General features: G+C 59.0%; 12 protein-coding genes. 8 read left to right on the top strand and 4 right to left on the bottom strand.

The window, feature by feature from the left end; genetic code table 11:
- Positions 1–13: 13 nt before the first annotated feature.
- The gene (locus VPX56_RS14975; RefSeq protein WP_326467359.1) at positions 14–778 is read left to right on the top strand and encodes an SDR family oxidoreductase; all 765 of its coding nucleotides are present in this window, start codon (positions 14–16) and stop codon (positions 776–778) included.
- A 93-nt stretch (positions 779–871) separates the two neighbouring features.
- On the opposite strand, the gene VPX56_RS14970 is transcribed toward VPX56_RS14975, so the two are convergent.
- A complete protein-coding gene (locus VPX56_RS14970) occupies positions 872–1,444 on the bottom strand; it encodes a DedA family protein (RefSeq protein ID WP_326467357.1) in 573 nt (190 codons plus the stop codon).
- A gap of 157 nt (positions 1,445–1,601) precedes the next feature.
- On the opposite strand from VPX56_RS14970, the gene VPX56_RS14965 reads away from it, so the two are divergent.
- Both VPX56_RS14965 and pbpG read left to right on the top strand, forming a co-directional pair.
- Positions 1,602–2,189 (top strand): Yip1 family protein, encoded by a 588-nt coding sequence (locus VPX56_RS14965; protein ID WP_131634992.1) that lies wholly within the window; start codon positions 1,602–1,604, stop codon positions 2,187–2,189.
- A 166-nt stretch (positions 2,190–2,355) separates the two neighbouring features.
- Positions 2,356–3,279, top strand: a complete 924-nt coding sequence (pbpG, locus tag VPX56_RS14960; RefSeq protein WP_326467355.1) for a D-alanyl-D-alanine endopeptidase — start codon at positions 2,356–2,358, stop codon at positions 3,277–3,279.
- A 97-nt stretch (positions 3,280–3,376) separates the two neighbouring features.
- Here pbpG and VPX56_RS14955 read toward each other — a convergent pair whose 3' ends face one another.
- Positions 3,377–3,931 (bottom strand): GNAT family N-acetyltransferase, encoded by a 555-nt coding sequence (locus tag VPX56_RS14955; RefSeq protein WP_326467353.1) that lies wholly within the window; start codon positions 3,929–3,931, stop codon positions 3,377–3,379.
- Between the two features lie 112 nt (positions 3,932–4,043).
- Positions 4,044–5,792, bottom strand: a complete 1,749-nt coding sequence (dld, locus tag VPX56_RS14950; protein ID WP_326467351.1) for a D-lactate dehydrogenase — start codon at positions 5,790–5,792, stop codon at positions 4,044–4,046.
- A 190-nt stretch (positions 5,793–5,982) separates the two neighbouring features.
- On the opposite strand from dld, the gene bglX reads away from it, so the two are divergent.
- From bglX to VPX56_RS14925, 5 genes are all read left to right on the top strand, one after another.
- Positions 5,983–8,280: a beta-glucosidase BglX gene (bglX, locus tag VPX56_RS14945; RefSeq protein WP_326467349.1), complete on the top strand. Its 2,298-nt coding sequence runs from the start codon at positions 5,983–5,985 to the stop codon at positions 8,278–8,280.
- A gap of 146 nt (positions 8,281–8,426) precedes the next feature.
- Entirely contained in the window at positions 8,427–9,344 is a 918-nt protein-coding gene (gene osmF / locus VPX56_RS14940) for a glycine betaine ABC transporter substrate-binding protein OsmF (RefSeq protein ID WP_263609892.1), read from the top strand.
- A gap of 12 nt (positions 9,345–9,356) precedes the next feature.
- Positions 9,357–10,514 carry an ABC transporter permease gene (locus VPX56_RS14935; protein WP_326467346.1) on the top strand — a complete coding sequence of 386 codons (1,158 nt, stop codon included), beginning with the start codon at positions 9,357–9,359 and terminating at the stop codon, positions 10,512–10,514.
- Positions 10,507–11,457: an ABC transporter ATP-binding protein gene (locus VPX56_RS14930; RefSeq protein WP_326467344.1), complete on the top strand. Its 951-nt coding sequence runs from the start codon at positions 10,507–10,509 to the stop codon at positions 11,455–11,457. The genes VPX56_RS14935 and VPX56_RS14930 overlap by 8 nt, the downstream gene beginning before the upstream one ends.
- Positions 11,441–12,178: an ABC transporter permease gene (locus VPX56_RS14925; protein WP_131635000.1), complete on the top strand. Its 738-nt coding sequence runs from the start codon at positions 11,441–11,443 to the stop codon at positions 12,176–12,178. The genes VPX56_RS14930 and VPX56_RS14925 overlap by 17 nt, the downstream gene beginning before the upstream one ends.
- Here VPX56_RS14925 and VPX56_RS14920 read toward each other — a convergent pair.
- Positions 12,153–12,266: a protein YohO gene (locus VPX56_RS14920; protein ID WP_010433613.1), complete on the bottom strand. Its 114-nt coding sequence runs from the start codon at positions 12,264–12,266 to the stop codon at positions 12,153–12,155. The two genes, VPX56_RS14925 and VPX56_RS14920, sit on opposite strands and share 26 nt — an antisense overlap.
- Positions 12,267–12,283 lie beyond the last annotated feature (17 nt).

The raw sequence follows: 12,283 nt of genomic DNA, 5'->3' as shown, positions 1-12,283 counted from the left end.
GCAGGAGGTAAGTATGAACCGAGTCGCGATTGTGACCGCATCGGATTCCGGGATCGGTAAAACCACGGCGCTGATGCTGGCCGAGCGCGGGTTTGATATCGGCGTAACCTGGCATTCTGATGAGAAAGGCGCGCTGGAGACCTGCCGCGAGGTTGAAGCGCGAGGGCAGCGCGCGGAGGCTATTCAGCTTGATTTAAGCTCTCTGCCAGACGGCGCGAAGGCTATCGAAACGCTGATCGCGCGCTTTGGCAGGCTGGACGTGCTGGTCAATAATGCGGGGGCGATGACCAAAGCGTCGTTTCTCGATATGCCGTTTGACGAATGGCGGAGCATTTTTACCGTTGACGTCGACGGGGCGTTTCTCTGTTCACAAATTGCCGCCCGCCAGATGGTGAAGCAGGGGGAAGGGGGCCGGATCGTAAACATCACCTCGGTACATGAACATACGCCCCTCCCGGACGCCAGCGCCTACACGGCGGCGAAGCATGCGCTCGGCGGGCTAACGAAGTCGATGGCGCTGGAGCTGGTGAAGCACAAGATCCTGGTGAACGCCGTTGCGCCCGGCGCGATTGCCACGCCGATGAACGATATGGACGACAGCGAGGTGAAAGAAGGCTCAATGCCGTCAATCCCGCTGGCGAGGCCGGGCCACACCAAAGAGATTGCCAGCCTGGTAGCCTGGCTATGCGACAGCGACGCCAGCTACACCACCGGGCAATCCTTTATCGTCGACGGGGGATTTATGCTGGCGAACCCGCAGTTTAAGCCGGAGGGATAAGTGTTTTACCCCTCACCCCAAAGGGGCGAGGGTGTATAAAGTCCCCTCTCCCCTTTGGGGAGAGGGTTAGGGTGAGGGGGCATCAGGCCGCACTCACTCCTCATCCCGCCTCTTCTCCCGATGCCGCATCCACAGCCGCACGCCAATCACCGCCACGACCACCAGAATCAGCCACGCCCAGTGCTTAATATGCTGATCGAGATTATGCAGCCACGGACCAATCACCTCGCCGCCCAAGTAGCCGAGGGTCGTAAAGATCAGCGCCCAGGCGATCGCGCCCAGAATATTCAGCGGCAGGAAGATTTTAGGCGGCAAACGGCTGGCGCCGATCAGAATCGGCCCGATGATGCGAAAGCCGTACATAAAGCGGGTGCCTATGACGAACAGATAGGGATGGCGCTGAATTAGCCGCTGCGCGCGCTTAATTTTCTTCTGATGCTTTGCGAAACGCTTGAGCAGCGTTGGCCCAAAGCGAAGCCCGAGAAAGTAAAGCAGCTGATCGCCAATCATGCCGCCCAGCGCGACGGCGGCCACCACCAGCGGGAATTTCAGCAGCCCCTGATGCGCCGCGACGCCCCCCAGCAGCGTGATCGTTTCGCCCTCAGCCACGCTGCCAACCACCAGCGCGGCGTATCCATATTGTTCAATAAGTCCGTTGATATCCATTACGTCTCTGTTTTCTCCCTGTGCAAGCCTCCGTTAATCATATACCCCATGAATCAACCGCGCGGCAATCAACGGAAATTTCCCACTGTACAGAAAATAATCTACAGCCTGCATTATACTTAGGGTATCGCTGACGGGCCGACAACAAGGGGGCGCTATGAACCATGTCTGGGGACTCTTCTCCCATCCCGATCGTGAAATGCACGTAATCAGAAGCGAGAACGAAACGGTCGCGCATCACTACACGCACCATGTGCTGCTCATGGCGGCGGTGCCGGTGATCTGCGCATTCATCGGTACAACACAAATCGGCTGGAACTTCGGTGATGGTAACGTGGTTCAGCTCTCCTGGTTTACGGGTTTATACCTTGCCATTCTGTTTTACGGCGTCATGCTCGCCGGGGTGGCGGTGATGGGGCGGGTTATCTACTGGATGGCGCGTAACTATCCGCAGCGCCCGTCGCTCGCCCACTGTATGATTTTCGCCGGGTATGTCGCGACCCCGCTGTTTTTAAGCGGTATTGTCGCGCTCTATCCACTGGTCTGGCTGTGCGCGCTGATCGGTACGGTTGCGCTCTTTTACACCGGATATCTGCTGTATCTGGGCGTGCCCACCTTCCTGAATATCAATAAAGAAGAGGGCCTGAGCTTCTCCAGCTCAACGCTCGCCATCGGCGTGCTGGTCCTGGAGGCGCTACTGGCGCTGACGGTTATTCTTTGGGGTTATGGATACCGTCTGTTCTAAGCTCACTGCATTGCTGGCGTAAATGCCAGCAATGCAGCATCTGTTCACGATTCTCCGCTGGCGACAACGTACGGTGCCCGCTATGATGCCGAAGCCAGCCTGCGTTTATCCGTCGATGCAGGCGGTGTACGTATTACGTGCGTGAATAATTATCAGAAGTCTCACCATGCTGAAATTCCGAGTTTCAATACTTAGCCTTGCGCTTATCCTGGGGGCATCCGCTGCCGCACCCGTGATGGCCAAAACGCCCGCCGAGACCACCGCCGCTGCGCAGCCGCAGATTGCGTCCGGCAGCGCGATGATTGTCGATCTGAATACCAATAAGGTGATCTACGCCAGCCATCCGGATCTGGTGCGTCCGATCGCCTCGATAACCAAATTAATGACCGCGATGGTGGTGCTTGATGCACGTCTGCCGCTGGATGAAAAGCTGAAGGTCGATATTAGCCACACGCCGGAGATGAAAGGGATCTACTCTCGCGTGCGTCTGAACAGCGAAATCAGCCGTAAGAATATGCTGCTGCTGGCGCTGATGTCCTCCGAGAACCGCGCGGCGGCGAGCCTGGCGCACCATTATCCGGGCGGCTATGATGCCTTTATTCGGGCGATGAACGCCAAAGCCAAATCGCTGGGGATGACCAACACGCATTACGTTGAGCCGACGGGGCTGTCGATTCATAACGTCTCAACGGCGCGCGACCTGACGAAGATGCTGATTGCCAGCAAACAGTACCCGCTGATTGGTCAGCTGAGCACCACGCGTGAGGACATGGCGACCTTCTCTAATCCGCCGTACACGCTGCCGTTCCGCAATACCAACCATCTGGTGTATCGCGAGAACTGGAATATTCAGTTAACCAAAACCGGTTTTACCAACGCGGCGGGGCACTGCCTGGTGATGCGCACCGTGTTCAACGGTAAGCCGGTGGCGCTGGTGGTGATGGATGCCTTTGGCAAATACACCCACTTTGCGGATGCGAGCCGCCTGCGTACGTGGATTGAGACCGGGAAGGTGCAGCCCGTTCCGGCCGCAGCGTTGACGTATAAAAAGCAAAAAGCGGAACAGATGGCGACGGCGCAGAACGATTAGGTAAATGCAAAACGGTAACCCAGGTTACCGTTTTTTATGTTTTCGCCCTCTCCCCGTGGGAGAGGGCCGGGGTGAGGGCACCAGACCGCACGGCGTTTTACTCCGGCAGCGTCCAGTCACCGTCGTTGAGCGGGCGCTGCATTATCAACGTATCCCGCCAGTCGCCTTTTTTGTACCCGACGCTTCGCAGCTGACCCACGACTTCAAAACCGTGCTTCTTGTGCAGGCGCAGCGAACCCGAGTTATTGTTACCGTCACCGACCACCGCAATCATCTGCCGCCACGGACCCTGTTCGCAGCGCTCAATCAGCGCATTCAGCAGCGTTGAGCCAAACCCGCGGCCCGTAGTGCTGGCATCCACATAGATAGATTCTTCCAGCGTATAGCGATAAGCCTGTCGCGGACGATACGGCGTGGCATAGCAGTAGCCAACAACGATGCCGCGATACAGCGCCACCAGCCACGGCATACCGCCGTCGATCACGCTTTTTATGCGCTTGCGCATCTCGTCAACGGTGGGGGGCACTTCTTCGAAAGAGGCGCGTCCGTGAAGCACATGCCAGGCGTAGATGGCCGAGATAGCATGCGCATCGTCGGGAAGCGCATCGCGCACTTCCACTTCGGTTTCGGATAAAACATCAATAGCCGACATGATGTGCCTGCTCCTCGTCATGGAAAGTCAGAGAAACGTTTCTCTGGCAACAGGCACTTAATCTAGTACGTTTGAGGCGTGCTTAACAATCTCTTAAATTTGGCTGTAGGAATTAATCAGCAGCTTGCGTATTGTGCTGCTCCGTTTCTTCACTCTCTTTCCAGTATTTCTTCCGCGTGGTCTTGCCAATGCCGGGATTCATACTGTTTGTAGGGTCATTCTCGCGATAAAACGCCTTAAGCGTTTCGGGCGCTTTGTACAGATGTCCCACGTTATGTTCCGCAGGGTACTGCGCGCCGCGCTCGCTGAGCAGGGCGAGCATCTGCTCTTTCAGCGCGTGGGCATCAACGCCTTTCTTAACGATGTAATCCTGGTGGAAGACGTAGCACATAAAGTGGCCGTAATAGAGCTTGTGCACCAGCTTGCTGTCGATTTCAGGCGGCAGGTGTTCAAACCACTCGGTGTCGTTACGACGCAGGGCAATATCCAGCGCCAAAATATCTTCCACCTCTTCAGAATGAACGGCCTGATAGCGAATGGCCGCGCCCGCCGCGGCGAAACGGTGCAGGAAGGCTTTGCTGCCCTCTTCAGGCGTACAGGCAAAGAAATCACCCTCAGCCGTCCTGAAGTACTCGGTCAGCCAGGCCTGCGCTTCGGCAATGCCGTCTCCGGCCATTTTCAGCAGCAGGTGGTGTTCGTACCTATCGCGCCAGGTTTTCATCCGCTCCGGTAAGTGCGCCGGAAAAACGTTGCCCAGCTTCTGCATGAAGCGGTCGGTGAAGTGCGGCTTGAACAGCGACACCTTATCGAGCATCGCATCCGTGCGCCCCTTCATGGTGAAGAAGAACGGCATTTTATCGGTGCCGAGCTTGTCGATCATCAGGAAGGTATCTTTCCCGTATCGCTCGGCGATGTCGTAAATGTCCCGGTGCATGTACTCGCCCGCCACCGGCAGGTGGGTAAATTCCCCCAGAATATGACGGCGGATTTCGGTCAGCACCTCCGGCTGGTTGGTGCCGATGTAAAACACCTGCTGCTTTTTCTCCGCCGGGAAGGTATCCAGACGCACCGCGAAGACGGCCAGCTTGCCCGCGCAGCCGGAGGATTCAAACAGGCGATCCGGGTCGGCGTTATAGCGCGCCGGGGTATCCGCGTCGATATCGCGCACGCGGGTCACGTAATCGTGGTCATGCGCGTGGCGGCCATCGTGCTGAACGTCTTCGTCCTTCACGCGATCGTCGTCGAGCTTGCTGAGGATCTGCTCCGGCGTTACGCCGAGATCGATACCCAGATGGTTCACCAGCGTCAGCTTGCCGTTTTCATCGATACGCGCAAACAGCGACATCTCGGTGTAGGCCGGGCCGCGCTGCACCAGCGAGCCGCCGGAGTTATTGCAAATCCCGCCAACCACCGACGCGCCAATGCACGACGAGCCGATCACCGAATGCGGTTCGCGTCCCAGCGGCTTAAGCGCTTTTTCCAGCGTGTAGAGCGTGGTGCCCGGGAAGGCCAGCACCTGTTCGCCTTTGTCCAGCAGGTGAAGCTTGTCGAGGCGCAGGGTGCTGATAATCACGATGTCGCGATCGTAGTCATTACCGTTCGGCGTGGAGCCTTCGGTCAGGCCGGTATTGGCGGCCTGCATTAAAATAATCTTATCGGCGGCGACGCAGGCGCTCAGCACGCGCCACAGCTCCAGCAGCGTGCCGGGGAAGACCACCGCCAGCGCATCGCCCTGGCCGGAACGGAAGCCCTTGCGGTAGCGCGCCGTTTTGGCCGGGTCGGTAAGCAGGTGAGAGTGACCAACCAGGCGCGACAGTTCGTTAATAAAAGTATTGTTATCGTCAGTTCGAACAGAAGACATCTTCCACTCCTTGTGGTGGGGCAAATTTCTCGCTGTAAAGCATAGCGCGATTAACCGTTAAGCGGTCGAGTATTCACGAGAAAAATCAGAGAATAACCCTGCAACGTTCAGAGGGTTTGTGGCACACTGCGCTTTTCGCACGGTATGGCCGGGTGCTTCCCGCGGTTATTGATGAGAGAGTAAAAACGACATGAAATGGCTATGTTCTGTAGGTGTCGCCGTCAGCCTGGCACTGCAGCCTGCGCTGGCAGAAGAATTGTTTGGAAATCATCCGCTCACGCCTGAAGCCCGCGACGCGTTCGTCACGGATTTGCTCAAGAAGATGACGGTCGATGAGAAAATCGGCCAGCTGCGTCTGATCAGCGTCGGCCCGGACAACCCGAAAGAGGCCATCCGTGAGATGATCAAAGAGAGCCAGGTGGGGGCGATTTTTAACACCGTTACCCGCCAGGATATCCGCAAAATGCAGGATCAGGCGATGGAGCTTAGCCGCCTGAAAATTCCGCTGTTCTTCGCTTACGACGTGCTGCACGGCCAGCGCACCGTTTTCCCGATTAGCCTCGGCTTAGCGTCCTCCTTTAACCTCGACGCGGTGAAAACCGTTGGGCGCGTGTCCGCCTATGAAGCGGCAGATGACGGCCTGAATATGACCTGGGCGCCGATGGTGGACGTCTCCCGCGATCCGCGCTGGGGCCGCGCGTCGGAAGGCTTTGGTGAAGATACCTATTTAACGGCCACAATGGGTAAAACCATGGTGGAAGCGATGCAGGGCAAAAGCCCGGCGGATCGCTACTCGGTGATGACCAGCGTCAAGCACTTCGCCGCGTATGGCGCGGTTGAAGGCGGTAAAGAGTACAACACCGTGGACATGAGCCCGCAGCGCCTGTTCAACGACTACATGCCGCCGTACAAGGCGGGGCTGGACGCGGGCAGCGGCGCGGTGATGGTGGCGCTTAACTCGCTGAACGGCACGCCGGCTACCTCCGATTCCTGGCTGCTGAAAGACGTGCTGCGCGACCAGTGGGGCTTTAAGGGCATCACCGTTTCCGATCACGGCGCGATTAAAGAGCTGATCAAGCACGGCACGGCGTCCGATCCGGAAGACGCGGTGCGCGTGGCGCTCAAGTCCGGCATCAACATGAGCATGAGCGACGAGTACTACAGCAAGTACCTGCCGGGGCTGGTGAAGAGCGGCAAGGTAACGATGGCGGAGCTGGACGATGCCGCGCGCCACGTGCTGAACGTGAAATACGACATGGGGCTGTTTAACGATCCGTACAGTCACCTGGGGCCGAAGGACTCTGATCCGGTGGACACCAACGCCGAAAGCCGTCTGCACCGTAAAGAGGCGCGTGAAGTGGCGCGCGAAAGCCTGGTGCTGCTGAAAAACCGCCTCGACACGCTGCCGCTGAAAAAATCCGGCACCATCGCCGTGGTGGGGCCGCTGGCCGACAGCAAGCGCGACGTGATGGGAAGCTGGTCGGCCGCGGGCGTGGCGGATCAGTCCGTTACGGTGCTGACCGGCATTAAGAGCGCCGTGGGTCAAAACGCAAAAGTGGTGTACGCCAAAGGGGCGAACGTCACTGACGACAAAGACATCGTGACCTTCCTCAATCAGTACGAGGAAGCGGTGAAGGTGGATCCGCGCACGCCGAAAGAGATGATTGACGAAGCGGTTAACGCGGCGAAGACGTCTGACGTCGTTGTCGCGGTCGTGGGTGAAGCGCAGGGGATGGCGCACGAGGCCTCCAGCCGTACCGATATCACCCTTCCGCAAAGCCAGCGCGACCTGATCGCCGCCCTGAAAGCGACCGGCAAACCGCTGGTGCTGGTGCTCATGAACGGTCGTCCGCTGGCGCTGGTGAAAGAAGACCAGCAGGCAGATGCTATTCTGGAAACCTGGTTCGCCGGTACTGAAGGCGGTAACGCCATCGCCGACGTGCTGTTTGGCGATTACAACCCGTCGGGCAAGCTGCCGATGTCCTTCCCGCGCTCCGTCGGGCAGATCCCGGTGTACTACAGCCACCTGAACACCGGTCGTCCATATAACGCCGACAAGCCGAACAAATACACCTCTCGTTACTTCGACGAAGCCAACGGCCCGCTGTATCCGTTTGGTTACGGTCTGAGCTACACCACCTTTAAGGTCTCTGACGTGAAAATGTCAGCGCCAACGATGAAGCGTGACGGCAAGGTAACCGCCAGCGTGGACGTGACCAACACCGGCAAGCGCGAAGGCGCCACGGTGATCCAGATGTACGTTCAGGATGTTACCGCGTCCATGAGCCGCCCGGTGAAGCAGCTGCGCGGTTTCGATAAGGTCAGCCTCAAGCCCGGCGAAACCAAAACCGTCAGCTTCCCGATCGACGTCGACGCGCTGAAGTTCTGGAACCAGCAGATGAAATATGATGCGGAACCGGGCAAGTTTAACGTCTTCATCGGCGTGGACTCCGCCCGCGTAAATCAAGGCGAGTTCGAACTGCAGTAACTTTTCCCTCCTTTGCATCCCCCGTTCTGCGGGGGATGCGTCTTACCTTATGCTAAAAAGGCATTTTGACGGTTAATTCGGCCGTTTTAAGCTACGCTTTTCTCTCAAGCCTCTGAAAAAGGCGATAAAAAAATGAGGACAGTCGAATGACGATTCAAAAGGGGATGGTGGTCTCTGCGGCGTTACTGGCGGCGCTAAGCCTGCCGCTACAGGCTGCGGAGCCGGTAAAGGTGGGTTCGAAGATTGATACCGAGGGGGCGCTGCTCGGCAATATTATCCTGCAGGTGCTGGACAGCCACGGCGTGAAAACCGTCAATAAAGTCCAGCTCGGCACCACGCCCGTCGTGCGCGGCGCGATCACCTCCGGCGAGCTGGATATTTATCCGGAATACACCGGCAACGGCGCGTTCTTCTTCAAACAAGAAAACGATCCGGCATGGAAAAACGCCAAAGCGGGCTATGAGAAGGTCAAAAAGCTGGATGCGGAGCAGAACAAGCTGGTCTGGCTGACCCCAGCCCCGGCCAACAATACCTGGACTATCGCGGTGCGCAAGGACGTGGCGGAGAAAGGTAAGCTGACCTCGCTTGCGGATCTCAGCCGCTATCTGAAAGAGAAGGGCGACTTTAAGCTCGCTGCGTCCGCGGAGTTTATCGAGCGTCCTGATGCGCTCCCGGCGTTCGAAAAAGCGTACGACTTCAAGCTCGACCAGGCGCAGCTGCTTTCGCTGGCGGGCGGGGACACCGCGGTGACCATCAAGGCGGCGGCGCAGCAAACCTCTGGCGTTAACGCGGCCATGGCCTACGGTACCGACGGCCCGGTTGCGGCGCTCGGTCTGCAAACCCTGACCGACCCGAAAGGCGTCCAGCCGATTTACGCCCCGACCCCGGTGGTGCGCGAAGCGGTGCTGAAAGCCTACCCGGAGATTGCCGACTGGCTTAAACCGGTCTTCGAAAAGCTGGATGAAAAAACGCTGCAGCAGCTGAACGCCAGCATTGCCGTTGAGGGGCTGGACGCCAAAAAAGTGGCCGCCGATTTCCTGAAGCAGCAAGGGCTTGTGAAGTAACGGGACAGGGCTGTGCCAATAAAATGTCATAACCGCGTGCTGCTGCTGTTGGCCTGCATCGCCATCGCAGCGGTCGCGCTACCTTTCGTGAACGTCGCGCCCAACCGCCTTATGTCGGGGGAGGGGCGCGCTGTCTGGCAGATCTGGCCGTATACGCCCGTGCTGTTGGTTGCCGCGCTCGGCGTGCCTGTTGCGTTGTCGTTCTGGCCTGCGCGCAGGGCGCAGTGGCTGACGCTTATCCTCTGTGAAGCGTTGTTCATCGTGCTGGTCTGGAGCGCGGGGCTGGCGGCGTCGCAGATGGTGTCGGTTGAAAGCCCCCTCGCGCGGACCTCCGTTGGCAGCGGGCTTTGGCTGTGGCTGGCGCTGTGTCTGCTGGCCTGCAGCGATATCATTCGCCGACTGATGCCAAAGCCCGTCTGGCGCTGGCTGCTGAATGCGCAAATCTGGATTATTCCCCTGTGGCTGCTCTTTAGCGGCGAACTGAATCAACTCTCGTTGTTGAAAGAGTACGCCAACCGTCAGGAGGTGTTTAACGACGCGCTGGCGCAGCATTTGACGATCCTGCTCGGCACGCTTTTCCCGGCGCTGCTGGTCGGCGTGCCGCTGGGCATGTGGTGCTACCGCCATCCCGCGCGCCAGGGCAGTATTTTTGCCGTGCTCAACGTGATCCAGACGGTGCCTTCCGTTGCCCTGTTTGGCCTGCTGATTGCGCCGCTGGCCGGTCTGGTGAAGTCATTTCCCGCGCTGGGGGTGATAGGGATCGCCGGGACCGGGCTCACGCCCGCGCTCATCGCACTGATGCTGTACGCACTCTTGCCGCTGGTGCGCGGCGTGGTGGCGGGATTAAGCCAGGTTTCGCCCGATGTGCTTGAAAGCGCCCATGCGATGGGGATGAGCGCACGACAGTGCTTCTGGAAAATACAGCTACCGCTTGCGCTACCGCTGCTGGTGCGCAGCCTGCGCGTGGTGACGGTGCAAACCGTGGGCATGGCGGTAATTGCGGCGCTCATCGGCGCGGGCGGCTTCGGTGCGCTGGTGTTCCAGGGGCTGCTGAGCAGCGCGCTGGATTTGGTGTTGTTGGGCGTCATTCCTACCATTGCGCTGGCGGTGGTGCTGGATGCGCTGTTTGCCCTGTGGCTCGCGCTGCTCAGGAGAAGAGCCAATGATTGAATTTCACGATGTGAGTAAAACTTTTGCGGGCCGTCCGGCGGCGAGCAACCTGAACCTGCATTTTGCGGAAGGGGCGTTCTCGGTGCTGATCGGGACGTCGGGATCGGGAAAATCCACCACCCTGAAGATGATCAACCGGCTGGTGGAACACGACAGCGGCCTGATCCGCTTCGCCGGGGAGGAGATCCGCAGCCTGCCGGTGCTCGAACTGCGTCGGCGTATGGGGTACGCCATACAGTCCATCGGCCTGTTTCCTCACTGGACGGTGGCGCAGAACATCGCCACCGTGCTGCAGCTCGAAAACTGGTCGCGGGCAAAAATTAACGAGCGCGTGGATGAACTGATGGCGCTGCTCGGCTTAGAAACCGCTCTGCGCGATCGTTTTCCGCACCAGCTTTCCGGCGGACAGCAGCAGCGCGTGGGGGTCGCACGGGCGCTGGCGGCTAATCCGCAGGTGTTGCTGATGGATGAACCCTTTGGTGCGCTCGACCCGGTCACGCGCGGGGCGCTGCAGGTTGAGATGACCCGCATTCATCGCATTCTCGGGCGCACGATTATTCTTGTTACGCACGACATCGATGAGGCGCTACGCCTGGCCGACCATCTGGTGTTGATGGATCATGGCGAAGTGGTGCAGCAGGGCACGCCGCTGGAGCTGCTGACGCAGCCGGAGAACGACTTTGTGCGCGAGTTTTTTGGCCGCAGCGAGCTGGGCGTCAGGCTGCTTTCCCTGCGAACCGTCAGCGACTACATGCGCCGTGAGGACATGCCGGTGGGCGGCGAACCGCTGCAGGCGCAGATGACCCTGCGGGATGCGCTTTCCGCGTTTGTGGCGCGTCAGTGTGAGGTGCTGCCCGTTTCGGATGCCCAGGGCGCACCCTGCGGCACGCTGCATTTTCGCGATTTGCTGGCTGGGGAGGTGGCGCGTGAAGGCAGTGCGTGATCCGTTGCTCTGGCTGGTAGGGCTTTTCCTGGCGCTGCTGTTTTTGATGCCGCACAGCGCGACGCTCTTTAGCTCGCTGTTCCCCGGTCTGCCGAGGCCGGTGTACCAGCAGGAAAGCTTCATTAACCTCGCCCTGGCGCACGCCTGGCTGGTGGCGATCTCAAGCGTGATTGCCATTGTGTTGGGCGTAGGGGCGGGTATAGCGGTCACGCGATCCTGGGGCCGGGAGTTTCGCCCGCTGGTGGAGACGATTGCGGCGATCGGTCAGACGTTCCCGCCCGTGGCGGTGCTGGCCATTGCCGTACCGGTGATGGGATTTGGTCAGCAGCCGGCCATTATTGCGCTGATTTTATATGGCGTACTGCCGATCCTTCAGGGCACGCTGGCCGGGCTTGCGGCAGTGCCTGCGTCGGTGCTGAGCGTCGCCGAAGGAATGGGGATGAGCAGCGGGCAGCGGCTGCGCAAGGTTGAGCTGCCGCTCGCGGCGCCGGTTATCATCGCGGGGATCAGAACGTCGGTGATTATCAATATCGGGACCGCGACCATTGCGTCGACGGTAGGCGCCAACACGCTGGGAACGCCGATTATTATCGGCCTAAGCGGATTTAATACGGCCTATATTATTCAGGGAGCGGTACTGGTGGCGCTGGCAGCAATCGTGGTCGATCGCGTCTTCGAGCGTTTTGCGCTGTACCTCAGCCGACACCGCCGCGAACGATAAACGAATAGCCTGCAAGCATCACGCCACCGATACCGCTTACGGCCATCAGAACAAATAAGGTAATTACGGCCAGTTTGGTTGCCTTCATCATGTGCTCCTGTTGTT

The sequence above is a fragment of the Enterobacter wuhouensis genome, assembly GCF_035835995.1.
In the GTDB taxonomy this organism is placed as follows: Bacteria; Pseudomonadota; Gammaproteobacteria; order Enterobacterales; family Enterobacteriaceae; genus Enterobacter; species Enterobacter wuhouensis.
Note: the sequence above shows the minus strand (reverse complement) of the source record. Positions and strands in the feature narration are given on the sequence as shown.

Coding starts and splice junctions, on each gene's coding strand:
- VPX56_RS14975 (WP_326467359.1), top strand. CDS start 14: ATGAACCGAGTCGCGATTGTGACCGCATCGGATTCCGGGATCGGTAAA.
- VPX56_RS14970 (WP_326467357.1), bottom strand. CDS start 1,444: ATGGATATCAACGGACTTATTGAACAATATGGATACGCCGCGCTGGTG.
- VPX56_RS14965 (WP_131634992.1), top strand. CDS start 1,602: ATGAACCATGTCTGGGGACTCTTCTCCCATCCCGATCGTGAAATGCAC.
- pbpG (WP_326467355.1), top strand. CDS start 2,356: ATGCTGAAATTCCGAGTTTCAATACTTAGCCTTGCGCTTATCCTGGGG.
- VPX56_RS14955 (WP_326467353.1), bottom strand. CDS start 3,931: ATGTCGGCTATTGATGTTTTATCCGAAACCGAAGTGGAAGTGCGCGAT.
- dld (WP_326467351.1), bottom strand. CDS start 5,792: ATGTCTTCTGTTCGAACTGACGATAACAATACTTTTATTAACGAACTG.
- bglX (WP_326467349.1), top strand. CDS start 5,983: ATGAAATGGCTATGTTCTGTAGGTGTCGCCGTCAGCCTGGCACTGCAG.
- osmF (WP_263609892.1), top strand. CDS start 8,427: ATGACGATTCAAAAGGGGATGGTGGTCTCTGCGGCGTTACTGGCGGCG.
- VPX56_RS14930 (WP_326467344.1), top strand. CDS start 10,507: ATGATTGAATTTCACGATGTGAGTAAAACTTTTGCGGGCCGTCCGGCG.
- VPX56_RS14920 (WP_010433613.1), bottom strand. CDS start 12,266: ATGAAGGCAACCAAACTGGCCGTAATTACCTTATTTGTTCTGATGGCC.